The 22990-nt window shown below is 42.6% G+C and carries 28 protein-coding genes; 26 read left to right on the top strand and 2 right to left on the bottom strand.

The features are described from left to right. The first annotated feature begins 413 nt into the window (after positions 1 to 413). The 9 genes from MKY01_RS18525 (at position 414) to MKY01_RS18485 (ending at position 6493) form a co-directional block, all read left to right on the top strand. The gene (locus tag MKY01_RS18525) at positions 414 to 698 is read left to right on the top strand and encodes a hypothetical protein (protein WP_339283022.1); all 285 of its coding nucleotides are present in this window, start codon (positions 414 to 416) and stop codon (positions 696 to 698) included. Further along, a complete protein-coding gene (locus tag MKY01_RS18520) occupies positions 661 to 1080 on the top strand; it encodes a hypothetical protein (RefSeq protein ID WP_339283021.1) in 420 nt (139 codons plus the stop codon). Before MKY01_RS18525 ends, MKY01_RS18520 begins: the two co-directional genes overlap by 38 nt. 67 nt (positions 1081 to 1147) lie before the next feature. Then, positions 1148 to 2917 (top strand): DNA cytosine methyltransferase, encoded by a 1770-nt coding sequence (locus MKY01_RS18515; RefSeq protein ID WP_339283019.1) that lies wholly within the window; start codon positions 1148 to 1150, stop codon positions 2915 to 2917. Between the two features lie 14 nt (positions 2918 to 2931). Continuing rightward, complete coding sequence (locus MKY01_RS18510; RefSeq protein WP_339283017.1) at positions 2932 to 4104, top strand: site-specific DNA-methyltransferase; 1173 nt, start codon at positions 2932 to 2934, stop codon at positions 4102 to 4104. A 24-nt stretch (positions 4105 to 4128) separates the two neighbouring features. Next, the gene (locus tag MKY01_RS18505) at positions 4129 to 4869 is read left to right on the top strand and encodes a site-specific DNA-methyltransferase (protein WP_339283016.1); all 741 of its coding nucleotides are present in this window, start codon (positions 4129 to 4131) and stop codon (positions 4867 to 4869) included. A gap of 41 nt (positions 4870 to 4910) precedes the next feature. Then, complete coding sequence (locus MKY01_RS18500) at positions 4911 to 5594, top strand: DNA cytosine methyltransferase (RefSeq protein WP_339283014.1); 684 nt, start codon at positions 4911 to 4913, stop codon at positions 5592 to 5594. Between the two features lie 77 nt (positions 5595 to 5671). Further along, complete coding sequence (locus MKY01_RS18495; protein ID WP_339283012.1) at positions 5672 to 5854, top strand: hypothetical protein; 183 nt, start codon at positions 5672 to 5674, stop codon at positions 5852 to 5854. A 40-nt stretch (positions 5855 to 5894) separates the two neighbouring features. Next, complete coding sequence (locus tag MKY01_RS18490) at positions 5895 to 6065, top strand: hypothetical protein (RefSeq protein ID WP_339283010.1); 171 nt, start codon at positions 5895 to 5897, stop codon at positions 6063 to 6065. Between the two features lie 170 nt (positions 6066 to 6235). Further along, entirely contained in the window at positions 6236 to 6493 is a 258-nt protein-coding gene (locus MKY01_RS18485) for a hypothetical protein (protein ID WP_339283008.1), read from the top strand. Between the two features lie 227 nt (positions 6494 to 6720). On the opposite strand, the gene MKY01_RS18480 is transcribed toward MKY01_RS18485, so the two are convergent. Beyond that, a complete protein-coding gene (locus tag MKY01_RS18480; protein ID WP_339283007.1) occupies positions 6721 to 7953 on the bottom strand; it encodes a hypothetical protein in 1233 nt (410 codons plus the stop codon). A 153-nt stretch (positions 7954 to 8106) separates the two neighbouring features. On the opposite strand from MKY01_RS18480, the gene MKY01_RS18475 reads away from it, so the two are divergent. The 7 genes from MKY01_RS18475 to MKY01_RS18445 all read left to right on the top strand — a co-directional run bounded on the left by MKY01_RS18475 (position 8107) and on the right by MKY01_RS18445 (position 14372). Continuing rightward, positions 8107 to 8742 carry a hypothetical protein gene (locus MKY01_RS18475; protein WP_339283006.1) on the top strand — a complete coding sequence of 212 codons (636 nt, stop codon included), beginning with the start codon at positions 8107 to 8109 and terminating at the stop codon, positions 8740 to 8742. 82 nt (positions 8743 to 8824) lie between these two features. Beyond that, complete coding sequence (locus MKY01_RS18470; protein ID WP_339283005.1) at positions 8825 to 9286, top strand: hypothetical protein; 462 nt, start codon at positions 8825 to 8827, stop codon at positions 9284 to 9286. Next, positions 9283 to 9684 carry a hypothetical protein gene (locus MKY01_RS18465; protein ID WP_339283003.1) on the top strand — a complete coding sequence of 134 codons (402 nt, stop codon included), beginning with the start codon at positions 9283 to 9285 and terminating at the stop codon, positions 9682 to 9684. The genes MKY01_RS18470 and MKY01_RS18465 overlap by 4 nt, the downstream gene beginning before the upstream one ends. 297 nt (positions 9685 to 9981) lie before the next feature. Beyond that, complete coding sequence (locus MKY01_RS18460; protein ID WP_339283002.1) at positions 9982 to 10542, top strand: tyrosine-type recombinase/integrase; 561 nt, start codon at positions 9982 to 9984, stop codon at positions 10540 to 10542. A gap of 262 nt (positions 10543 to 10804) precedes the next feature. Further along, positions 10805 to 11533 (top strand): phage terminase small subunit, encoded by a 729-nt coding sequence (terS, locus tag MKY01_RS18455; RefSeq protein ID WP_339283001.1) that lies wholly within the window; start codon positions 10805 to 10807, stop codon positions 11531 to 11533. Further along, positions 11523 to 12980, top strand: coding sequence for a DEAD/DEAH box helicase family protein (locus MKY01_RS18450; RefSeq protein WP_339287211.1), 1458 nt, complete (start codon positions 11523 to 11525; stop codon positions 12978 to 12980). Before terS ends, MKY01_RS18450 begins: the two co-directional genes overlap by 11 nt. 498 nt (positions 12981 to 13478) lie before the next feature. Continuing rightward, entirely contained in the window at positions 13479 to 14372 is an 894-nt protein-coding gene (locus MKY01_RS18445) for a DUF5677 domain-containing protein (RefSeq protein ID WP_339283000.1), read from the top strand. Between the two features lie 149 nt (positions 14373 to 14521). On the opposite strand, the gene MKY01_RS18440 is transcribed toward MKY01_RS18445, so the two are convergent. Continuing rightward, positions 14522 to 14839 (bottom strand): hypothetical protein, encoded by a 318-nt coding sequence (locus MKY01_RS18440; protein ID WP_339282999.1) that lies wholly within the window; start codon positions 14837 to 14839, stop codon positions 14522 to 14524. Positions 14840 to 15368: 529 nt separating this feature from the next. On the opposite strand from MKY01_RS18440, the gene MKY01_RS18435 reads away from it, so the two are divergent. The 10 genes from MKY01_RS18435 to MKY01_RS18390 all read left to right on the top strand — a co-directional run bounded on the left by MKY01_RS18435 (position 15369) and on the right by MKY01_RS18390 (position 22836). After that, positions 15369 to 15608, top strand: a complete 240-nt coding sequence (locus MKY01_RS18435) for a hypothetical protein (RefSeq protein ID WP_339282997.1) — start codon at positions 15369 to 15371, stop codon at positions 15606 to 15608. Positions 15609 to 15634: 26 nt separating this feature from the next. After that, positions 15635 to 15958, top strand: coding sequence for a hypothetical protein (locus MKY01_RS18430; RefSeq protein WP_339282996.1), 324 nt, complete (start codon positions 15635 to 15637; stop codon positions 15956 to 15958). Positions 15959 to 16187: 229 nt separating this feature from the next. Further along, positions 16188 to 16565, top strand: coding sequence for a hypothetical protein (locus tag MKY01_RS18425; RefSeq protein ID WP_339282994.1), 378 nt, complete (start codon positions 16188 to 16190; stop codon positions 16563 to 16565). 61 nt (positions 16566 to 16626) lie between these two features. Next, entirely contained in the window at positions 16627 to 16884 is a 258-nt protein-coding gene (locus tag MKY01_RS18420) for a hypothetical protein (RefSeq protein WP_339282992.1), read from the top strand. 637 nt (positions 16885 to 17521) lie between these two features. Next, positions 17522 to 18979, top strand: coding sequence for a hypothetical protein (locus MKY01_RS18415; RefSeq protein WP_339282990.1), 1458 nt, complete (start codon positions 17522 to 17524; stop codon positions 18977 to 18979). Positions 18980 to 19274: 295 nt separating this feature from the next. Further along, positions 19275 to 20588 carry a hypothetical protein gene (locus MKY01_RS18410; RefSeq protein ID WP_339282988.1) on the top strand — a complete coding sequence of 438 codons (1314 nt, stop codon included), beginning with the start codon at positions 19275 to 19277 and terminating at the stop codon, positions 20586 to 20588. Between the two features lies 1 nt (position 20589). After that, a complete protein-coding gene (locus MKY01_RS18405; RefSeq protein ID WP_339282986.1) occupies positions 20590 to 20958 on the top strand; it encodes a head decoration protein in 369 nt (122 codons plus the stop codon). Between the two features lie 15 nt (positions 20959 to 20973). Next, on the top strand, positions 20974 to 21987 hold the full coding sequence (locus MKY01_RS18400) for a major capsid protein (protein WP_339282985.1): 1014 nt from the start codon (positions 20974 to 20976) through the stop codon (positions 21985 to 21987). Between the two features lie 14 nt (positions 21988 to 22001). Further along, on the top strand, positions 22002 to 22412 hold the full coding sequence (locus tag MKY01_RS18395) for a hypothetical protein (protein ID WP_339282984.1): 411 nt from the start codon (positions 22002 to 22004) through the stop codon (positions 22410 to 22412). Beyond that, positions 22402 to 22836 (top strand): hypothetical protein, encoded by a 435-nt coding sequence (locus tag MKY01_RS18390; protein WP_339282982.1) that lies wholly within the window; start codon positions 22402 to 22404, stop codon positions 22834 to 22836. Before MKY01_RS18395 ends, MKY01_RS18390 begins: the two co-directional genes overlap by 11 nt. Positions 22837 to 22990: the final 154 nt, after the last annotated feature.

Here is a 22990-nt window from a genome sequence, read left to right as displayed (position 1 = left end):
AATTCTCCACGGCATTATCTGAAAGATACCTACAGATTCAGCAATGAAGTTCGCATAACAAGGAGTTAATAAATACGTGGAATGAAGTGATTCGTGATTTGCCACTCGATATAAAATCAAAATTCGAAGAAAAACATAGTCGATTGTCGGCTTTGTAAGGAGGTTTGGATATGAGTACTGTAGATTTGAACAATTTCGATGAATAACCTGTCGAAGTGCAACAAGCTATTGCTTTTTATGTTGGATACTCGGTGAATGGAGTTCAAGTGACTGCTGAGGAGAGACAAGCAAACTATGCTGTTTTAGAGCAAGTTGGTCTGTTAGAACCTATAAAATCCGTAGTGGAATCGTAGTGAATTAGGTTCAAAATATAAGCATAAGCACAGGAGAAACGAAGGAAAGATGATGAAGAAATGGCCCATCAGACATTCTGGAAACCGGAGAAAAAACTAAAAGAAAAGAAAGTGAGCAGCTTCGGGCGGAGTAAGAAAGACAAAAAGCCTGTGCCTGAATGGAAGAAGGACATTTTAGCCCATCACCAATCCAGACCAGGTTCGAAGGAGCGCGGCGATTTCCCGAAAGAAGTCATAGCTCAGCTTAATGAAGAATCAAACGGGATTTGTGAATGCTGCAAGATAGCAGAAGCAACGACAACTCACCATGTCTATCCGCGAGGCAGGAAAGGGACGCGGAGTTAAGACAAACGGTCTTCGGCTTTGCTGGCCCTGTCATGATCGGATACAAACGAATGAGGAATTACTCCAGTTTTGGATATCTGCCTTCCGCGATAAGTATGGGGATCGATTCTGGTTCGATGAACAGGATTGGGATGAATACAATCGGAAGCAAGAGGCGCAGCAGAAAGTGGATCAGGAGAAACAGAACCGTCAGCAATCTTTGAACCCGGTTAAAGAACTAATTTCTTCTGCGGCAGGACGTTCATTGAAAGCAAAAGAGGTCCGGCTTATTGAAATGATGGATGATAAACAAATCGCAATTTTCGAGACTTTAATTAACGATATTGTAAGAGATGATGAGAAGCATCAATTGCCGTTTGGATATGGTCACTTCGATGATTAAGATACATTTAGTTCTCCTAACAACGTAAATTTAAGAGTTTCAGGGGGATAGGGAGGGGATATAGCATATGAAAGAAATCATCGTTGATAATTTCGCAGGCGGTGGCGGAGCGAGTACGGGAATAGAGCTGGCAACAGGCCGCAGCGTAGATATAGCAATCAATCACGACCCAGCAGCTATTGCAATGCACGAAGCGAATCACCCAGATACACAACATTATTGCGAGTCGGTTTGGGAAGTGAATCCGGTTGAAGCAGTCAACGGTCGTCCGGTGGGGCTGGCGTGGTTCAGCCCGGATTGCAAACACTTCTCCAAGGCTAAAGGGGGCAAGCCGGTTGCAAAAGAGATCCGCGGTTTGGCGTGGGTCGCTGTTCGGTGGGCAGCTACAGTTAAGCCGCGAGTGATCATGCTGGAAAATGTGGAGGAATTCACGACATGGGGTCCTTTAACTGCTGACGGATATCCCGACAAGGACCAGAAGGGCCGAACGTTCCGAACATTTGTGAATGCCCTCCGGCGACAGGGATACAAGGTTGAATGGAGAGAGTTACGGGCGTGTGATTACGGAGCGCCTACGATCCGCAAACGGCTGTTTATGGTAGCGCGGCGGGATGGACTCCCTATTGTCTGGCCTGAGCCGACACACGGAGCACCGGACAGCCCGGATGTTAAGACAGGAAAGCGACTTCCGTGGAGAACGGCAGCCGAAATCATTGACTGGTCCATCCCCTGCCCGAGTATTTTCGTACGGAAAAAGCCACTGGCAGAGAACACGATGCGCCGGATAGCGAGAGGTATGCAGAAGTTTGTAATCGATAACCCTGAGCCATTCGTAATGCGTGTCAATTTTTCAGGCAGTAACCATCATTATTGCGACTCTGTGAATGACCCACTTAAAACGATCACAGCCAAGAACGGATGGGGACTGGTAACGCCATACATCGCACGCATCGGACAGACAGGGTATGCCGGAGATCGGTTGCAATACAAGGCTACGGACCCGCTGACGACCATTACAACCAAGGCAGAACATTTGCTTGTGACTCCGGTTCTTGGGGTCAATACAACAGGTCACCCCGGTAGCTATCCAGACGAACCGCTTAGGACGGTGACAACAGGTAATCAGCACATGTTATTAAATGCATTCTTGGCTAAGCATTACGGAGGAAATTACACCGGGGCAGGAGTGAGCTTGGATGACCTCCTCCATACCGTCACCACCGTTGATCATAACGCCTTAGTGACTGCACACATTGCCCGTCATTTTGGAGAATCAATAGGAAGCTCGGTTGAAAAACCAATCGGAACAGTTACAGCAGGAGGTGGTGGGAAAAGCGCCATCGTCACCAGTCACCTGGTCAAGATGCGTGGGACCAACACGGGTCAGCCGGTTACAGATCCGCTTCAAACAATTACAGCAGGCGGATTGCACTTTGGAGAGGTCCGGGCGTTCCTCATGAAATATTACGGTAGCGTAGATAACGGACAGACCGTAGACCAGCCATTGCACACTATTACAACCAAGGATCGGTTTGGGCTTGTGACTATCCAAGGCGTGGATTACCAAATTATCGACATTGGAATGCGGATGCTGGAACCACACGAACTGTTTGCGGCACAAGGATTCCCGAGCAACTACACGATTGCAGTCGATGCGAACGGTCAGAAATATTCCAAGAGCGCCCAAGTAGCCCGGTGTGGAAATGCGGTACCTCCACCATTTGCTCAAGCTTTGGTCCGGGCTAATCTGCCGGAACTATGCACAGGGTCGGGGAACAACCTTACTCTGGAGCGTTACGCAGAGCAGGAAACTGGGCAGATGGCATTCAGCATGTAGAAGGGAGATAAGAAATGATCATCACGGGAAACTGCATCGACGTTATGCCGGATCTCGAGGCAGAGTCATACCACACATGCGTAACCTCTCCGCCATACTGGGGCCTGCGTGATTACGGCTTGGCGCAGTCATATTGGCCGGAGACGACATACACGCCGATGCCAGGACTTCCGCAGATCACAGTACCTGAGTGGACCGGATGCCTGGGTCTGGAGCCTACGCCGGAAATGTTTGTTGCTCATACGGTGCTTGTGTTTCGGGAAGTTTGGCGGGTTCTGCGGCAAGACGGAACGCTTTGGATGAATTTTGGTGACAGTTATGCCAGTTCAGGCATTAAACGGGATGAAGGTCTTAATGAGCGCTGGCATGGTAAACAGTATCTTTCCAACAAGCAGGGAGATTCAGACAGAAATCGTCCTGCCCGGCAGCTGCCAGCTGATTTGAAACCGAAGGATCTTATTGGAATACCATGGCGGGTAGCCTTCGCTCTGCAGGCGGACGGCTGGTACCTGAGAATGGACAACATCTGGGCAAAACCTAACCCAATGCCGGAGAGTGTTGGGGATCGGCCGACAAAAGCCCATGAATACATGTTCCTTTTAAGTAAATCGGAGCGCTATTACTACGACAAAGAGGTTATTAAGGAACCTGGAGTCCAGGACGAATGGGCAAACGGATTCAGCGGTGGTAGCTACACAGGGAACGAAACGTTTGACAATCAAGATGGTGGCAAACGAAAAAATAAGGGGAATTTTAGGGTGCCATCAGGGTGGGATACTGAACCGGGATCTCACGGTGCGATTCATCGGACTGGAAGAAACAAAAAGAACTCATTCGCTCGAGCTGTCAACGAGTCTCCACCACCAGGACAACCGCAACAGCATCGACCTGATCGTGAAGATGTGGAATACAGCGGCATGCGAAATAAGCGTAGCGTTTGGACAGTGGCCACACAAGCATTTCCAGAAGCTCATTACGCCACATTCCCCGAAAAGCTAATCGAACCTTGCATACTGGCAGGTGCTCCAGTTGGCGGACGTGTACTTGATCCGTTCGGAGGCTCTGGTACAACGCTGAAGGTAGCCCATGAGAATAACCGGGAATGCACGATCATTGAAATGGGACCACATAACGTTGAGATAGCCGAGAGGCGTACAGCCGTGGTACAGCCAACATTGATTTTTTAACAGAGGAAGGGAGACAAGACAAACATGATCAACCAGATCATCAACGCGGACTGCTTCGATGTCTTCCCGGATATACCGGACGTCAGCATAGACATGATCTTCTGTGATCTGCCTTATGGGACCACACAAAGCCCATGGGACTCTGTACTCCCGTTTGAAAAGCTTTGGTCTGAATACGAACGGATGATCAAAGACAATGGAGCAATCGTCCTGTTCGCCAAGGCTCCGTTTGATAAGGCACTGGCGGCAAGCAACATGAAACTTTTCAAATATGAATGGATCTGGGAGAAGAACAAGGCAACCGGACATTTAAATAGATCGCTGATGCCGCTGCAGGCTCACGAGAACATATTGGTCTTTTACAAACGTCCACCAATCTACTATCCGCAGATGTCACAGGGTCACAAGCCAATGAACGCAGCGACCAGCAACCATAAATCATCCGTGTACGGAGATGGAACGCCATGGTCAAATGAAGCTGGATCAACCGAGCGGTACCCACGCAGCGTGCTGTATTATCCGGTCGTGAACAACGATGACCCGGAGCGCATACACCCGAACCAGAAGCCGGTGGAGCTATGCGAATACCTGATTAAGACTTATACCGCTCTCGGTGAAACGGTGCTTGATAACTGCGGTGGGAGCTGCACAACAGCAGTAGCTGCAGCACGGACCGGACGGAATTACATCGTGATCGAGAAGGAACCGGAATATGCTGCAGGCGGACAACGGCGAATCAATGAGATGCAATTAACACTTTTTTAACAGAGGAAGAATTACCACACCAAATTTAAAGGAGCAATCATATGAAACCGAAATTATTAGACCTATTTTGTAAAGCTGGCGGATGCTCTGCTGGATATGCTAAAGCGGGATTTGAGGTAGTCGGAGTGGATATCAAGCCTCAACCAAACTACCCATACGAGTTTATACAGGCAGATGCGTTGGAAATTCTCAAAAACAAAGATTTTATCAGCCAGTTCGATGTCTTAACGGCATCACCACCATGTCAGGCGCATAGCAAAGCTAAGAGTCTATCAGTAGCTCGTAACGGCGGGAAATATGGCGATCACTTGGACCTGATCCCAGAAACACGTAGATTGTTGGAGGAAACGGGCAAGCCGTACATCATTGAGAATGTAGCAGGTTCTCCGCTGGAGAACCCAGTAAAACTGTTCGGGTCTCAGTTTAAGAATCTCTACACCCAGCGCGAACGTTGGTTTGAGAGCAATATACCTCTCGTTGAGCCGGATGTGCCGCGAGAAAAGATGAAAACACCGTCTGCTGGAAACGGAATTGGTGAGGACGGCAGTATCTCCATCTGCGGAAGTGGAGGGGTTAGAGGGCTTAACGCAAAGCAGATCAGACTTTATTGGGGCTTTGCGATGGGAGGCATAGATTGGATGTCTCGCAATGAATTGGCGGAGGCCATACCTCCAGCGTATACAGAGTTTTTGGGCAAACAAGCAAAGGAATATATCGGGGTGTAGGCACTTTTTTTAACAGAGGAAGGGAATACCCTCCCTTCCCACCACACACTAAACCAAATTTAGAGGAGAGATTTCGAATGAATAAGAAAATGACAGCAGAACAGGTAAAAGAATTGATCGGGCAGGAAGGAACACGAACTGTAGAGGTGACGGTTATTGGCGCCAAGCAAGCGGAAAACGGCGAGGTTGACGTTCGTGTGAGTGACAGTATGGGCGAAGTGTATTGGACCGGATTGGACAACATCGACTTGTATCGGTAAAACATATCTGGGTTTAGGCCCACCAAAGGAGAGATAACACATGAATCAAGCGGATAAAGAGAATGTTGAAGAAATTCGAGAAATGTTGGTTGCCTGCCTTGAAAAAGAGGGGTACCAGATACCACATTCAAGATTTGCAAACGACAACCTTTCAGGATTTAAGATCGTGTTGCGGTCAGGGACTGAAGTTGAAATATTAATGCACTTTTGATCTTGGAGGATACGGCCTCTAACCAAGGAGGGATATACATGGACTATAAGAAACTCACGGAAGACCTGAAATCCACACACAAGGCATTACAAGCTCCGACAGAAGGCATGTAGGACTGTGGAACAGCTAATCTGGATAAAGTGTTTCTGACGTTGCTAAGAGCGCGTGAAATGAAGGCTTTGGAAGCCATCAGGAACGCAGGGATGTATTTCAGAGCGAAGCGGCGTTGGATCGGTGACGGCTATATGCTGACGGTCAGCAATGGGACAGGAGACGTGAATGCTAAGGCTGTGACGGTGTTTGTGGCGGAGATGGAACGAAGGGGAGATACTCGATGCTGGCATATCTCCAAATGGATTAAGGGGAGGGAAAGAATAATCATGAGCAGTAACATGCGAGCAATGAAAAAATTCCACCTTAATCATTAATGTACACACATTTCATCATAAGAATGTGCACTTGAGGATAAGTCTATACAGGGTGTAACTTACACCCTGTATAAGAAGAGACAATAAGGGAATATCCAAGGAGTATCTGTTGTAAAGTTACGAGAAAAGCAACATCTAGTTGGGGTGCTCGGAAAAAAATATTCAAACCAAATATAAGTATACTCTGTACTTTATTTTGCAACTTGCTTTTTCTAACTGTAATAACTTTACACGATTCTGCTATCTTCGTGTTGTCGTGCAAACCAGCGAACAGTCTGATTTGCAACAACTTTTAGACATTGTGCAAATTGCTCCATCTCATCAACTGGACACTCATGTCCTTTATACCTGTAATTAGTTTTAGCGTGGGCTATCATATTTCTTGTGTCGGATATCGCACTTGCTAGAGTTTCAAGGCTTAACTTTTTTAGAAATTTTGGCGCAATTGATGCAATATCTGATATGTCACAGCAAGTTTGAACTGTTAACTTGATCGCATGATGATCCTTTGAAAAATTCCTATGTTCATCGTACAGTTTTTCCAGTTCCAAGATAAATGAGGAATCAGGATTTAGAGCTCTAGGACTATATAGCTTTTTTGTTATTGAATCAAGCATCTCTTTTCTTAGTACTGTTTGTGAGATATATTCAATAACTTTTGTGTATGTCAGTATTAAAAATTCAGAATTGTGAATGTCGTTTCCTGAATTATAAATTTTTAAAACTTCAGATATCCCCTTTCCCTGGATTAGTGATCTAAGCCTTATTTTATTTTTTTCTTGCTTGTCATCTTCTTCATCAATATAGAAGAAATCATAAGAAGTCGGTCGGGGTGCGGGAGTTAAATTTAGGTTTAAAGATGTTCCACATTCAAAGATGAATGCCTGAATAACTTCTTCTGCATCTGATAAGTCAATTGAATTTTCGGAATAGATTTTTATAAACAAGTCCTCATCAAAAACAGGGGGAGTATATTTATCATACAATCTATCCATAATTAATCTCATACCAAAGCTTGTAAAACCTTCTTCTAAAGTAATGGATATTTTTTTGTTTTTCCACATTTGTTCGAGTGTGTACTCAACAGTGTCCAACTCTTCAAATCTAGGTCTTTGATAATCAACATGCACAAGAATCAAATTAGGAGAAACCAAAATTTCATAGTTATGTATCTTTCCTTGTTCAGCATATTGAATGTCTTCATCAAGTCTTTTTAATGATAATAGTTCGTACTCATCACCACGGGGAATTTCGACTCCTATTCTTATTTCGTTTGTGACGAGCAAATCTGCGCTAATTTGTGATGAGATAGATTCGTTTAAATTCTCCAAATCGATTTCAGCGTTATCAATACCATCACCATCGTCAAAGAAAAAATTAATCTGGTATTTTTTTAAATGTGTTACCACTCTCTTGAATCTTTCCTCTGTAAGTAAGGTGTCAAAAGTTAATGAACACATAGTTTTTTCCCCCAGTAGATTTCTAATGAATAGTAATTTTTCTCTCTTAAATTAGCTGACACCACATAATATCACTTATAAATAGATAGATTGTTGTAAGACTAATGAAAATCTTATTATATGTCAATATTCTCTTGAAAAGGATGTGAGTCTATGAAAAATTATCAGTCATTAACATCAAGCTCTAAATTTGTAGGAGACTCCACAGATACCCAGGAAATAGTTCAATTAAACTTCTTCTCTGACGTGGATGAAGTGGATATCCGCAAAACCAAATGGTTACTCGGAAAATATGTAGATATGATGGACATTATACAAAACTATGAATTCGCGCTCAAACAGATTGAAAACGGAATGTCTGCGTACGAACTGTTATCGGCTGAAGGGTCGATTTCGAAACGAGAATCAGGACATGAACTGACTGCGGATGTCACAGCAAATTCGGTCATCATGAAGGACAAGCGGCATGATAACTACAAGTTGTACGTATTCATATCTAACAACGTTCGATTTGCCATAAATAATTTGAAAGATCCGCACGAAGGTGTTGCAGCAAGACTGCTTTTTCTGGAAGGTAAAAAGTACTTAAAAGCTCAAGAATACATGGAAAAAGGATATCGTAAGGACGTTCCCGGAATTGCAGCTACTACATTTGCAGATAAAAGGCGCAGGGCAATAGCTAACATTGCTAACAGTCTTAAATTTAATGGAACTTTGGATCTTGTTATTATTAGTTACGGAAAATTAAAAAAGTTAGAAGGAGAGGTGGCGCTAATATCAAGATTTTAGATTTGCTATCTCAAGACAATATTTTCTTTGAAATTATAATATGATTTTGTATATAATTAATCTAAAAAAATGGTGGTTGCCTATGACAGCGGATCAATATACATTTTACGGATTTTGGATATCATCTCTTGGTACACTTGCTGGAATTTTCGGACTTATTTTCACTTGGTACGTAAGTTCCTCAGTGAGAAAAATCAGAAAAGAGTTAATAAACGATCATATCCATAAAAAGTTTATTTCATCTAAACCAATTATCATCCGAGATCTCATATCTATTAGTGAAGGTATGATAGAAGACAACACCTTTAATAAGCATGAACTTAGAAGAATATTGGTGAAAATCTCTATGTTCAAAGGTATACTCTCAAAAGAAGCGAAAGAAGCAAATGGGAAACTAATTAACTTGTTAAAATCCACGAATAAAGATTATAATGCAGAATTAAGTCCTTTTAAAGATATAATTTATGAATTAATTCTACTTACAGAATTACTTGACTTCGAATCCGATGAGAGAGAGAAAGAAATTAGGAGGATTACTAAATGAACAAAAATGATTTTGTCAAAGAAGCCATTAAAATAACTAAAAAAAATGGTATGGAATGGACTAAAGTTGAGAAAAGAAATTTACGCCATGTAATTGACAGAACGTTATCAGATGGATTTGTGGCTGAGGCGTATTATAACCAAAAAAAAGACACTATTAATATCGTCATCATTGGTCGAGTCGTAGTTAACAGATATATTGATGCTGATACTTCTTTTCCTGAAGATTTTTACTTTATTACTTTCTCAGATAATGAGTATGAAGATAAGGTGACATATTTTGAATCAGACGAAGGAGTTGATGGGCTGGATTTCGCCGTTAATTTATCTAGATTGCTACGTCTGGCCCAACTATCTTATAACAATATTGATGAAAAAATTACTGGTTGGTTCGACTAACCCAACTTTGTTAATCTTTTTGAAAATCTGTAGTGAATCCACATTGTTAAAATGATAAGTTGAATTTAAATAAAAACGTAAATACGAAGGTCGCTCATATGAGCGGCCTTTTTGTATTGGAGGGAAGAGTATGGAGGGTAACTATTTCAGCAGAAATGAACCGGCTATTCCCAGGGTATCGGACAAGCAGCCGGAACCATGTCGTGGGTGTGGATGGGGAACTTGGACAGGGGTAAATCAATTATGCATTATGCCGCGGTGCTGGAAAGGATCAGAAGAGTCGAAGAAGGTGATTAAATGAGAAAGGTACAACCAATTCGCGACGAACGTGTTATAGATGGAATGAAGGAATACTTCTATATACGAAGCATGCGGAATTACTTATTTTTTTGTATGGGGATTTACAGCGGACTCCGTGTTTCTGACTTGCTTAGTCTTAGGGTTTGGCAAACCAAAGGAACTCACATAAGCATGGTTGAGCAAAAGAACAAGCATGCTAAAACATTTATAATTCATCCGAGTATTCGGTCAGATCTCGATGAGTACACTGCGGACATGTTCCCGAATGATTGTCTATTTCCAAGTCGCCAAGTTAAAACGGTAAGTCGAATGCGGAAACAGCCGATTGATCGAACCACTGCATATCGTTTTCTGAGTGAAGCAGCTCGTGAATTCAGATTGAAAGACATCGGTGTTCACTCGCTGCGGAAGACTTGGGCATACCGCCTTTATATGGACGATCCAGAGAATTTAGCGTTACTAATGGAGATGTTCGGACACATCGATCCAAGAGAGACTTTAGACTATATTGGGTTAACTCAGGACATGATGGACAGAGCAATTCTGAAATTAAGGTGATATGAGTGAAACATAAATCACCGTTTAGTGCACTCATTTAAGCGAGGTGAGGACATTAGATGAAGAAACACGTTTTTTTATGCCCTAAATGAGTGAAACAGAATTACCTTTATGTTTCAGTCAACTTACATTATTTAGTGGATATGAGTACAGACCAACAGCCTGCGATTCAGACGGAGGCTTATTTTGATTCGTAACGTTTGACTATTACTGACCTTAAATAGGAATTCCAACTCAATTACATGAAAGTAGTGATAATTTTGTGAGCAGGAAACAGAATCCGAATCGGAAGAAAGCGTACAAAATCTGGAAAGATAGTGGCGGGGCGATGAAGCCGAAAGAGATTGCGGAAAAGTTGGGCATTACACCTGAATCAGTTCGAGTATGGAAGTCGCTTGATCAATGGGAAGGAAAGATGGCGAATGCTAAGCCTGGTGCTCCTCGAGGCAATCAGAATGCAAGAGGGAATCGTGGCGGAAAAGGCGGACCTCCAGGAAATCAAAAGGCTGTAACCCATGGTTTGTTTCGCAAGTTTGAACCGCAAGATCCAGAATATCTTGAAATTCTTGATTTGGCGCAACAAATGGACCCTGTAGATATTATTTGGTATGACATTACGAAGGGGTTCCAGCGAATTATTTGGGCGCAGCGTATTTTCTTTGTTAATGACAAGGATGACATGACAAAAGAACTGAAACGAGAGAGACCTGGTGAGTATGGTGATGAGTATGAATGGGAAATTCAATTCGCAGGGGATAAATACGCCAATTACATCAAATCCGAAGCGGTAGTCATGCGGGAGATCAGAGGGGCGATAAAACAGTTCATGGCAATATCTCATGAGGATGACGAACGCCGATTGAAACTGGATCAGATGCAGTCCAAAGTTGATAAAACCCGCCTTGAGATCGAGAGACTTAAGAATGGTGATGGAGATACTGAAGATGATCTAATCGAGGATTGGGTAAAGGCGGTGGAGTCTGGTGAGTAAAGAGTCTCCACAAACGAAACGCCGTTTTGTTGCATTCAAAAAACGCATTCCTGAGTACCGGAAGAACCCGGTTCTTTTTTGTGTAGAGATGCTTAAATTCACGCCGGACGAATGGCAAGCAGAAGTTATGATGGATGTAGCTGTAGATCCTCGTGTATCTGTTCGATCCGGTCAGGGTGTGGGAAAGACAGGGTTGGAAGCGGCAATTGCTCTTTGGTTCCTGACATGTTTCCCGTATCCGAAGGTTATTTGCACTGCTCCGACACGCCAGCAGCTACATGATATCCTTTGGGCGGAGATAAACAAGTGGCAGGAGAAAAGTCCGGTGCTCAAGCGAATTCTTAAATGGACAAAAACGAAGATTTATATGAGGAATTACGAGGAGCGATGGTTTGCGACAGCTCGGACAGCGACTAAGCCGGAGAATATGCAGGGTTTTCATGAAGACTACATGCTTTTTATTGTGGACGAGGCATCAGGGGTAGATGATCGGATCATGGAGGCTATCCTGGGTACTCTCTCCGGGGAATTCAATAAGCTACTCATGTGCGGGAACCCAACTCGAACAAGTGGTGTATTTTATGACTCACACAATAGAGACCGTGCGGATTACAAAACGCATAAAGTATCTTGCTTAAACAGTCCTCGGACAAGCAAAGAGAATATAGCCATGCTTGAACGTAAATACGGCAAGGGATCTGACGTGTGGCGTGTAAGGGTTGAAGGGGAGTTTCCGCGGGGTGAGTCAGAGACCTTTATCGCTCTGGAGATAGCTGAGTTTGCTGCCAAAGATGTAACCTTAGATCCAGTAGGTGATACCCTAACCATCGGCTGTGACGTTGCCCGTTTTGGTGATGATGAAACATCTATGTACGCGGGGATAGGTCCAGTAACAGTCGGACAGCATCATCATTTTAAGAAAGATACAATGGTTACTGCTGGCTGGGTGTTGAACTTGATAAGAGAATTGCTTCCACAGTACCCAGAAGTTGTTCATACGAGAATCAGGATAGATGATACCGGAGTCGGTGGTGGTGTGACTGATCGGTTGAATGAAGTAATAGCAGAAGAAGGGCTTCCGTATGAAGTGGTTCCAATTAACAATGGGTCTTCATCTTTGGATGAACATTATGGAAACTTGGGCACTGAGATGTGGGCCTATATCAAGGGACTACTGGAACAAAACATGAGCAATTATATGAACAATGAGCAGGCAGTCCTAAAACTTCCTGATGATGATGTACTTACTTCCCAATTGACCGGAAGAAAATGGTCAATGACTAGTAAGGGGAAAATACTCCTTGAAAGCAAGAAGGACATGAAAAAACGCGGTCTCAAGTCACCGGATAGAGCTGACGCATATGTTCTCACCTTCGGTGAATATTTGATGGGTGTATCTCAATTTGTAATGCCTCCAACGATAGGCAGTGTGTCAATAAAAAGATAGAGTGTACTGCCGATCGACGAAAGTGTTACTTGTCATTCGGTGGAGGAATATGTGGAGACCGTTCGTCAAGAACGGTTTCGTCAGACGCGAGGCATCAGTACCGCATGCATATGTATATAGGGAACACCAGTCCACCAATGCGATCAGCAAACAGACAGAGAGGATCGCTATATAATTTGGATAAGGAAGCTGAATGATTTAGAAAGACCGGTTGCTCAGTTTAGCCATGAAAAAGCTTTCTTCGGTACAACGTGAGGTAATTCAACGAAGCTATTTAGATAATGAAGGCGAGTTCGATTAGTTGCGGTGAGATGGGGATTAGTGATAGCACTTATAGAAGAATAAAACATGAAGCAGTAAATATGTTAGCTGGGGCTTTGAAATTAGCAGTTATTCTTGAAAAGTATAGTTCGTGTTTTTAAAGACCAGGTAACTGGTCTATTTTTTTTACAAAAGGTAAACTAAGGGAAACAATGTATTTTTTTGAGGGGAGTTCTTATGGAAAAGTTGATACCACTTAAAGATGGATGGCGAGAAAAACTAGATGAATTAGATCATAATAAGTACGCTGATGTTAGGCAAAGCAAAAATCTATTGCTTGTATTAGCGCTCTATGAACTCCTTATGGAAGAAGTGAATTCTAAAAAGAAATTTAAAAAAGATGAGTTACAATTGATAAGCAATATACTCCTCACTCATATTAATCAGTTGGGCAATAGTGTTTTTCAGTTAATTACTACAGGTAATAGTTCTTCAAGCATAATCCTTTCAAGAGCAATCTTAGAAGGTTTAATAGACTTGTCTTATTTGTGGTTGTGTAAAGATATAACAGGCCGACCTCCTTTGGAAAGAAGAGCTTGGGTTGATTACTCAGCCGTTCGCAAATACGGCATACATAATAAGTGGAAGGAATTCATTGCACATCGTCAAAAAAAAGGTGATAGTGCAGAATTTGAAGTTTTGGGACATTGGGATGGTCAACAACTAAAGGAAAGAGTAGAAAGCTACGATGAAAATTACCCAAATTTTGTTAATCGAAACAAAAGGTCATGGGCAATGGATGATTCTTTAGATAAGAGGGCAAGGAAAGTGGATGATACTGGGAAAATGAAAGAATTATTGAACATGAATTTTTCATTAGAAGAACAATATATAGTAGCTTATAAAAAGAGCAGTGAGTTTGTACATGGTACCAGCTCAATAATTAGTGGATATTTAGATGATTCTAGCCATTTGCAGTTTGGCCCAAACGGACTTATGACAGGGTTCCCATTCCTCATGACAAACAATTACCTTATTGTATTCGCTGCAATTCATAGAAGAATTAATCGGTTGAAAATAGATATAACAGGTCAACTTAATTATTGGGGATACGCCAATAAGGATGACTGAATAATGATTGATATTTGGCAGGATCATGGAGGTTCGTTGGACTTTAGACGTGATATATTTGTATTGTGGAAATCGAGCGAGAATGAAACGCACAGCTGCAATGGCGGCATATGACTGGGGCGTTCCTCTTCTCGCTTTTTTTCTGTCAGTTATAAGTCTTTCCATCCTGTAGATGTACATATTTGCTGTCCTAAAGAAGATACATGTATATCTCCAACGTTGTAACACTGCGATCCACCCATAACAACTTTCTCACACTGCCCTGGTTGACAATTCATAAATGGTTCTGTTCCATTTGTATAAGGTGGATAAGTTAATTGATTGGATTTAGAATATTCTACATAGGTATAATTTGAAATGGGTTTTACTTTTATTAGTTGTTTCGGAGGTGATTTTACAAAGCTGTTCAAAATTATGACTAAGAGAATAAATAATATTAATTGCATGTTTACAGAAGACACGCTCATACTTTTCAGCTCCTTTTTTAAACTAATGTCATGATATGTGGGAATGGTTTAATTGTCTGGGTAAGAGTCTAAAGTTAAAATAATTAATAAAATGGAGAAAACATTATTATATCGAATAAAGATATGGAATAAATGGTTAAAGAAGATTTGACTAAGAATTTAGTGATTTCTTATAATGGTTGTGTTCTTACTCTAAAGTTACATAGTACGTATGCATTTAAAGCAAAGAGCGCAGCGTTTTTGCGGCGACCGTTTCGGGCGCATGCTTTTAGGACGTAACACCAACTTCATACATATCACATTTAAAGTCGTTCCTTCACTGGATCGGCTTTTTTTATTGGAGGAATTGAATTGATCAGCAGAAGACGGAAGAAGATACGCATTCGTCCTAACAAGCAGCCGGAGAAATGCAAAGGTTGTGTATGGGGCAGATGGGATGGAGTTAAGCAGTTCTGTAGTAGACCACTTTGTCCAAAAGAGGTAAAATATCCCTAGCACGTTTTGTAAGTGTTAGAGGAGGTGGAATGCAATGGTTATTGTGAAAACGAATCTCCAAGAATCCGATGGGTCATCTGAAAGTTGGAATGATCATGAGTTTGAATTAAATGAAGCACAGGTTGCAGCATTGTTGAGTTCTGATTTAATCGAATATCCAAGAGCCCATCCGACTGGGATATCTTCGGTAACGGCTAAATTAATTGGTAAGGAATTTTCTTTGTACAACTTTAAAAAGCCTCATTGGAAACTTACATTTAGATTAGTTGAGTAATAATCCTTAGACTGGAGTGGATCATTTTGTCTAAATATTTTGATATTTTACAAAAATTCGATTCTGTTATTGATTGTTATGAAGTTGTAGGTGAATGGGAGTTGTGGATCAAGCATGACCACATAGGCCATCAACTGGTCAAAATTAAAGTGAAGGAAGGAAAAGATGGAAGGTATCATTTTGATACAAGTCATCTTTATCATGGAACTGGACAAGCCGGCCCTTACAGGATGTCTAGGGCGCACGGTGCTGATGTGAAGGATGCTTTAGATGGTGCGATAATGCAGTTGTTTATGTTCTTTAAAAAGGAAGATGAAGGCGCAAAATGGATCATTAATGAATATTATTAGAACAAAGCAACCATTGTGGGCTTTTCCTTTTGCATTTACATGACGGAATAAGAGCCTTTTTAAGCTTCACAAAATGAGAACGTATGGTCTGCAGTGGTCAGCCATTTGAAGAACGGAGAACAGGCACTGAGTGAGCGTACGCACGAATATGAAGCTCACCGATACATCAAAACCAACTCAACACAATTAGGTTAATCTTGTCATTTTGTAGAACTAAGGAGATGGAAGTATGGGCCGGGGATTAATTAACGAAAAACATGTAACTTTTTTATTAGATTTATCTGAACGGAATGATGTTACAGATAAAGAAATTGTAGATTCTCTAGTCGGTTTCGAGTTTACTAATGAACCAATCGATTCAGTAGAATACTTATATCAAAGTGGATGGCATCACTACGCCGCAACATCCATATCCACAAAGACAGGTATAATAAATAGAAATGAATTAGTGAATAAAGAAGAACTCGAGAGACTAAGACTAACGATAGAAAAAGAGAACAAAAGAAAGCAATATATTCTAGAACAAACAGATAATCTTATTATTTTTGTTACAGAGAAAATGAGTGATGATTATTACAACATTCAATTGATTCGGAAACTTGAATAAACTTCTCACGGGCACCTTCGGGTGCTTTTTTTGTTGCCATAAATCATTGGAGGTAATTGATATGAACATCAGAATCGTACCAATCAATCAGATTAATGCAGAAGCCTATAACCCCCGTGTTGACCTTCAGCCAGGCGATGTTGAATATGAGAAGCTTCGTCGCAGCATTGAAGAATTTAACTATGTAGGGTTTATCTTTTGCTCAGTGGGTGAAAGACCTGCAGGCTGGAAATATAAAGATGCAGACCGTTCAGGATCTGGAACGTCTTATCGAATTGGATATCAAGCTTCAGCAGGACGATCAATAATGAATAAATAATAAAAGTATTTTTTTCAGCTTTAGTAAATACACATGTAATAAGAAGTGAGTGAGGGGGGCTGAAGGGGCAGAGATACTGGCTCCACCCCAGATGAAAACAGTTAATTATGCATACTCAATACAAATACTTACACCGAGTAAACTTATGGTGATTCGTTTGATTTTTCTCAAATTCTCCCCTCCCTCCTTTTTAAAATTATGTTTTTCTTAGTGTGTTAATGACCAAAAAATTAGATGGACGAGCATGGAGTTAATAACCCATGCTTTTTCTTGTTGGGGATGGTGATGAATGTATGAGGATTGCTGATTAAATCCGTAGTAACACTATAGTAACTCGATGATATTATAAATCCATAGAAGTATGAAGAACTTTAGAAGGTAAGGAAACATTTCCTGCCTTTTATTTTTATGTCTGGAGGATGGTGTAACAATGAAGGTTGAAATAAAACTCGTCGATGGAACCGAGATTACTGGAGATAATTTTTTCTTTAATGCATTTAACCAAGCTTTTATTAATGACAAGGTGAATTACTCGTCAATCTTGAGTGTGACGGACATCAACACTAAAAGAAATGTTGTTTATATCAGTCCATTGAATTAGTTGCTTATATTCGCATAAACAAGAGGGGGTGAAACATTGAAATGGTATCATAAAGTCATTTATTCATTTGCGAATTCGGTTCTTCCGGCTGCGGTAAAGCGACAGATGATGGGCCTTGGGAGGATGACATCACCAAGGTCGTCAAACGGATGGGATATATTCAATTGGCTCCCGAAAAAGTATCAGAGTGCTCATAATATTGATCTGACCAAACTCCAAAACCATACAGCCGAGGAATTGCTTGAGATTCTCGTGTCTGTTCATCCCGATATTTCGCATGCGCTCTACAATTTTTTGCGTATGGGTGACACTCCACTTACATTTACAGCAAAGAAGCAGAGTGGTAGTGACGACAAGAACGGGCAGCGAACGTTAGATGCAATCAAGAACTTACTGGATTCTCCACTTCCCTCACCTGGTTATCAGCATGGAAGGTCGCTGGACAAGCTTGATACGATTCAGCGGATGATGATCATGGTACGTGGGGCTTGTGCTGGTGAAGTAGTTCTAAACGAGCGCTGTAATGATGTGATTGATATCATACCTGTTGACCCTGCGACGATTTGGTTCAGGAGAGAAGAAGGGACGAATCGACTTGTGCCTTGGCAATACATCAAGAATCCGCGTCCTCGTTCTGGTGAAGAATGGTTTGGACAGTACAAAAAGATTGACACGCCGACATTCATCTATGAAGAGTTCGATCCGATGATCGACGACCCATACGGACGAACGCCAATCCTTCCGGTGCTTCAAGCGGTATTCTTCCATTTGCAGGTTTTGCAGGATTTGAAGGCAGTTGTTCACAATCAAGGGTATCCTAGATTGGATATTTCTGTGGTTGAGGAAGTTCTATTGAAAAATATGCCTCCTCAGCACAAAAACAATCCTACAGGTCAACAAAAGTGGTTAACAGAACGAATGACCGAAATCATGGGGCACTTTAACTCACTTAACCCGGATGATGCAATGATTCATTGGGATAGTGTGAAAGTTGAATATCTCAAGGGCGGCAATTCAGGACCGATGATCGACATCAAGAAATTGATTGATATTATCGATACTCAGATGGCAACTGGATTGAAGACTTTGCTCACATTACTGTCCAGGCATCAAGGTTCCACAGAGACATACAGCTCCGTGGATACTCAAATATATATCAAGTCCGTAGAGTCCGCTCGAAACGTAACCAAGCGTTTCTGGAAGCGGGCTTTTTCTATTGCTGCAAGAGTGCGTGGCGTTCAAACCCTGGTAGAGGCAGACTACGCTCCGATTGATCTACGTTCTGAAATGGAGAGAGAGCGTGATCTGAGAGCGAAGCTTAACAACTATGTACTGGCGGAGAAAGAACGCTATATCACTGCCAAAGAAGCGGCGACAGAAGCGCGGTGGATTATGGGGCTTGATCCTAATATACCGGTTGAGTTGCTTCCAGGTCTTGAAAAGAAATATGGGTCTAATCCTAACGGACAGATTCCATCGAATGGAGGTGAATAGCCAATATACAACCTACAGTAAGCCGTATGGTTCACTATTTCAGTTATGGGACGCCGGGCGGTGAATATAAAAGTGAACCGAGAGCGGCAATTATCACTCAGGTTCACAATGCAACATGCGTTGACTTGTGTATTCTGAATCCAACTGGAATGTTCTTCAACCAGAACGTTGTTCAAGGACAAGGCGGGGGCAAATGGGACTGGCCTGCAAGAGTTTAATTCTGATGCATTCGATGAGCGCGGTGTTAATCGAACATCTAAATCATTCATTCTGAGAGGGAGGTGAATATAAGTAAATGGCTAAACCGACATCCGAGCAATTGGCAAAGATCAATCAGAAAGCACTTCAACCCCTTACTGACGATCAGGCTCATGTGTTTCAAGCCAGAATTATCGGAACTAAGCGGATTGATAAGTACAAAATGAAGGTTACTCCCAATTTCCTGCGAAAGATGGCTGACCAGGTCAAGGAAGGCGTTGCTTTGCTCGTGGATCATCCTTGGCAAAAGTGGGATGCCTTATCGTTTCCTTATGGTCGGACATTCGACAGCCGGATAGTTGAGGAAGGCGGAGAACTGGAGCTTTACGGTGACCACTACATGGCAAAAGGGCTTGAAGCGAATGGTATTTCTACTGATCAATTGGCTACAGGTATTGACTCCGGCACAATATTTGACACTTCAGCGGGATTCGTCACCACGAAACACAATTGCAGTATCTGTGGAGGTGACTACTTCAGGGGAGCTGAATGCTCCCACATGCGGGGGCAAGAGTACGAGGGGAAAGAGTGCCTTGTCCTTGCTGATGATGGCTACATCATGGAAAATTCCATTGTGTTTGATGGAGGATATGAGGGGGCGGGGATAACTCGCGGATCTCTGTCGATAAAGCCATCTGTAGAATCTGAGAGTCAGCAGAAAAATGAATATGAACCACTTCCCTTAGATGCGAAGTCGCTGGATGGCGATGGACGTGTCTTTTATTTTTTCAGCAACAAAGGCGGTATGAACGCTTTTGTATCCAAACAGCACCAAACATTAGAACAGGCCAAAACACAGGCCGAAGGAGATGATACTGTGACAGAAGAACAAAAGGCTGCTTTGGCAGCAGCGCAAACTCAAACAATCGCACTGACTGCTGCGAATAGTGTACTCGGACAAGTCCGGGCTGCGCTGGGCGTTGAAAATGATGCGGACATTACCTCGAAGTTGGCTACACTTAGCGCTCAGGCTGCTGATGGTGCGGTCTACAAGACAAAGGTTACGGAGCAAGCTTGCGGAGCTGGTGTACGTGCGTTGGGAGAAGCTTTTAATACGGAAACGATGAAAGCTATGCTGTCCCACTTGCCAGTATCTGAGATTGAAAAAATCGGCGCGACTTACGAAGCTCAGGCTCAAGCTGCATTGGGTGGTGGTGGTCGTCATACCGAGGGTGATAACCCTGATCTTCCTGTAGGAGCTGCCAATGGAACAGCGCCAACTAACGCGCAGGCTACTGGTCAAAAGACACCAGAACAACTCCAAACAGAGGCAAAGGAAGCGGCTAGAGCTGATGCTATAGCTGCCCTCAAAAATACTGGCAGAAGTAATCTGCTGAAGGAGGATAAGTAATATGATTGGATCTCAATACAACGGTGCTCCGGGACCTGGTCAGATTAACACACAGGAATTTGTTGAAGTTCTTGCTTCCACGGACTTGCAAGCGCGGATTCCTGGTGGCGTGTTGCTTGCAAAAGGGAACGGAGTAATTAAGAAAGGTACTGTCCTTGGAAGGGTAACAGCTACTAATAAATTCGTTCCCTATCTCTCTTCAGCATCCGATGGTTCGCAAGACGCGGTTTGCATTTTGGACAATGATCAGGATACTACGCTTACCGATATCGGCGCTTCAGCGTGGATTGCTGGAATTTTCACTGAATCAAAATTGACCGGCATTAATGCAGCGGCTAAAACAGCGCTGAAGCTTTGCTACTTTGTATAAGGGGGAACAACATAAATGGCAAACGTACTCGACCCGTACTTCCTTACGGAAGTCGTTCAGAACATTCGGACAGATATTAACAGTTTTCGAGGTGCTCAAATCCTGACAAATGGTGTGGATTTCAAACCAGAACTCGGGCTGACAATTAAATATGATGTTACCTACGACGATACCGGCATGACCCCACCTACTGGACTCAATGATCCCTCACCGATCCATGCCGCTCCTGTTGTGAAACAAATGGAATTCACCAACCAGGAATGGCGTGAGAAGGCAATCATTGATCGAGAAAAGATTGCTACCCTTCGTAAGCCGGGCACCAGCCTTGAGCAAACTTGGGGCGAAGAATACATGATTGAAAAAATGGTGAATCTCAACCAACGTCTTGAAACTCGATTCGAGTGGATGCGTTGGCAAGCACTTACAGGGAACCTTGTTGTTCCAGCAACAGCAAATAAACCTTCTCGGACAATCGACTACGGCGTTCCGGCAAATAACAAGCCTACCGCTGATGTTCTTTGGAACAATATCGAAACCGCTGATCCCTTGAAAAACCTGGATGAATGGCTTCTTAGATTCAGGGGGAGTGGCGCAAGAGGTGTTAAAGTTGTAGCTAATAAAAAAGTAGACAGTTACCTGAAGCAAAACGAAAAAATCCGTGATCTGATCAAATTCACCTACGGCAAAGATATTGTAACAGATGGTTCGCTTTCAGAAATCGTCAGCCAAAATCTGAATGGTCTTCAATACGAAGTATATGATGGCGGATATATTGACGATGCAGGAACATTCTTCCCATTCATCCCTGACAACGCCGTAATCATCATTGGTCAAGGTATGACAGGTTCTATTATGGATCTAGTGACCAGTCCGAACAACTACGAAGACATCTTCACTGGTCACACCGGCAAATTCGCGCTTGCTAAACTGATTCAAGGTGACCCTGACCAATGGCAAGTAATCAACGGCGCAACAGTGCTGCCGCGTATGAAATACGTCAACTGGCATATCTTTGCTACAGTGGCGTAAGGGAGGGATGACCTATGACGATCGTAAAAGTTTTGGTTGATGCTGTTGGGGAATACAATGCGGGGGACATCGTAAAAGATGCCCCTGATGGACTTATTGAGATTGCTAAAAGGCAAGTTCGCAATGCAGCAACCGGAAAGTTGTTAGCTGAAATCATTGAGGGAGATGTGAATTCTACGGACACTCCCTCGGAACGAGAGCAAAAACTTCAAGCAGAATTGGACGAATCGAAGAAGCGCGAAGCGGATCTTTTGGCTGAGATTTCTGAACTGAAATCCGATATGCATAAGGACGATTCGGACGATGAACTGAAAGATCTGAAATCAACTGCAAAGGACTTGAAGATCCAAGGTTACACCAAAATGAGTATCGAAGAATTGAAAGAGGCAATTTCCACCACTAGCGGTGAAGTCGATGGTCAATAAGATACTGACAACTGAAACATATCACGAAGAAGTGAGAGGGCGCCTAGGCGTTGGTGAGGATGTAATATCTGACTCCGACATAGACGCCCTTTCTGTTTTACCAATCGGTGAAGCGAGGATTGTAAAGGCAGTTCCAGATTACGCTGATTTGATTGGTGATGATCAAGCCTATGTATATGCAGCAGCTATTTGTATGGTTGCTGCTATACTTGCTCCATCTATGGCTGCCAGAATCAAAAAAACAATGAAAGATTTTGATTTTTCTTTCGAAAATCAGGCAGTTAATTGGGAGAAACGTGCATCGCAATTAGTTGATGAGGCTAATGAGTTCATTGGATTAATTTCCACCGTTCAAGAAACCATGGATGCTCCATTATTTATGTTGTCTGGTCCCACGAGGGAGAAGGAAAGGCGGCGCTTCTAATGTTTAAAGACTTCGCTCATAGACATTCTCCCTGTACTGTAAATGGGGAACTGGATAAAGTCATTCTGTCCCGAGAAACAAAGGCGACTACGGTCCTTGGTAAAGAGTATATGTACAACGGCCTTTTTGCTCCTAAGGTAGAGCTAGTACTCTT

The sequence above is a fragment of the Paenibacillus sp. FSL R5-0486 genome (assembly GCF_037975155.1).
Taxonomy (GTDB): Bacteria; Bacillota; Bacilli; order Paenibacillales; family Paenibacillaceae; genus Paenibacillus; species Paenibacillus amylolyticus.
This window is presented reverse-complemented; position numbering and strand designations above follow the sequence as displayed.

What these genes read in the sequence shown, in the direction of transcription:
- MKY01_RS18525 (WP_339283022.1), top strand. Translation starts at nt 414, where the DNA reads ATGGCCCATCAGACATTCTGGAAACCGGAGAAAAAACTAAAAGAAAAG.
- MKY01_RS18520 (WP_339283021.1), top strand. Translation starts at nt 661, where the DNA reads ATGTCTATCCGCGAGGCAGGAAAGGGACGCGGAGTTAAGACAAACGGT.
- MKY01_RS18515 (WP_339283019.1), top strand. Translation starts at nt 1,148, where the DNA reads ATGAAAGAAATCATCGTTGATAATTTCGCAGGCGGTGGCGGAGCGAGT.
- MKY01_RS18510 (WP_339283017.1), top strand. Translation starts at nt 2,932, where the DNA reads ATGATCATCACGGGAAACTGCATCGACGTTATGCCGGATCTCGAGGCA.
- MKY01_RS18505 (WP_339283016.1), top strand. Translation starts at nt 4,129, where the DNA reads ATGATCAACCAGATCATCAACGCGGACTGCTTCGATGTCTTCCCGGAT.
- MKY01_RS18500 (WP_339283014.1), top strand. Translation starts at nt 4,911, where the DNA reads ATGAAACCGAAATTATTAGACCTATTTTGTAAAGCTGGCGGATGCTCT.
- MKY01_RS18495 (WP_339283012.1), top strand. Translation starts at nt 5,672, where the DNA reads ATGAATAAGAAAATGACAGCAGAACAGGTAAAAGAATTGATCGGGCAG.
- MKY01_RS18490 (WP_339283010.1), top strand. Translation starts at nt 5,895, where the DNA reads ATGAATCAAGCGGATAAAGAGAATGTTGAAGAAATTCGAGAAATGTTG.
- MKY01_RS18485 (WP_339283008.1), top strand. Translation starts at nt 6,236, where the DNA reads ATGAAGGCTTTGGAAGCCATCAGGAACGCAGGGATGTATTTCAGAGCG.
- MKY01_RS18480 (WP_339283007.1), bottom strand. Translation starts at nt 7,953, where the DNA reads ATGTGTTCATTAACTTTTGACACCTTACTTACAGAGGAAAGATTCAAG.
- MKY01_RS18475 (WP_339283006.1), top strand. Translation starts at nt 8,107, where the DNA reads ATGAAAAATTATCAGTCATTAACATCAAGCTCTAAATTTGTAGGAGAC.
- MKY01_RS18470 (WP_339283005.1), top strand. Translation starts at nt 8,825, where the DNA reads ATGACAGCGGATCAATATACATTTTACGGATTTTGGATATCATCTCTT.
- MKY01_RS18465 (WP_339283003.1), top strand. Translation starts at nt 9,283, where the DNA reads ATGAACAAAAATGATTTTGTCAAAGAAGCCATTAAAATAACTAAAAAA.
- MKY01_RS18460 (WP_339283002.1), top strand. Translation starts at nt 9,982, where the DNA reads ATGAGAAAGGTACAACCAATTCGCGACGAACGTGTTATAGATGGAATG.
- MKY01_RS18445 (WP_339283000.1), top strand. Translation starts at nt 13,479, where the DNA reads ATGGAAAAGTTGATACCACTTAAAGATGGATGGCGAGAAAAACTAGAT.
- MKY01_RS18440 (WP_339282999.1), bottom strand. Translation starts at nt 14,839, where the DNA reads ATGAGCGTGTCTTCTGTAAACATGCAATTAATATTATTTATTCTCTTA.
- MKY01_RS18435 (WP_339282997.1), top strand. Translation starts at nt 15,369, where the DNA reads ATGGTTATTGTGAAAACGAATCTCCAAGAATCCGATGGGTCATCTGAA.
- MKY01_RS18425 (WP_339282994.1), top strand. Translation starts at nt 16,188, where the DNA reads ATGGGCCGGGGATTAATTAACGAAAAACATGTAACTTTTTTATTAGAT.
- MKY01_RS18420 (WP_339282992.1), top strand. Translation starts at nt 16,627, where the DNA reads ATGAACATCAGAATCGTACCAATCAATCAGATTAATGCAGAAGCCTAT.
- MKY01_RS18410 (WP_339282988.1), top strand. Translation starts at nt 19,275, where the DNA reads ATGGCTAAACCGACATCCGAGCAATTGGCAAAGATCAATCAGAAAGCA.
- MKY01_RS18405 (WP_339282986.1), top strand. Translation starts at nt 20,590, where the DNA reads ATGATTGGATCTCAATACAACGGTGCTCCGGGACCTGGTCAGATTAAC.
- MKY01_RS18400 (WP_339282985.1), top strand. Translation starts at nt 20,974, where the DNA reads ATGGCAAACGTACTCGACCCGTACTTCCTTACGGAAGTCGTTCAGAAC.
- MKY01_RS18395 (WP_339282984.1), top strand. Translation starts at nt 22,002, where the DNA reads ATGACGATCGTAAAAGTTTTGGTTGATGCTGTTGGGGAATACAATGCG.
- MKY01_RS18390 (WP_339282982.1), top strand. Translation starts at nt 22,402, where the DNA reads ATGGTCAATAAGATACTGACAACTGAAACATATCACGAAGAAGTGAGA.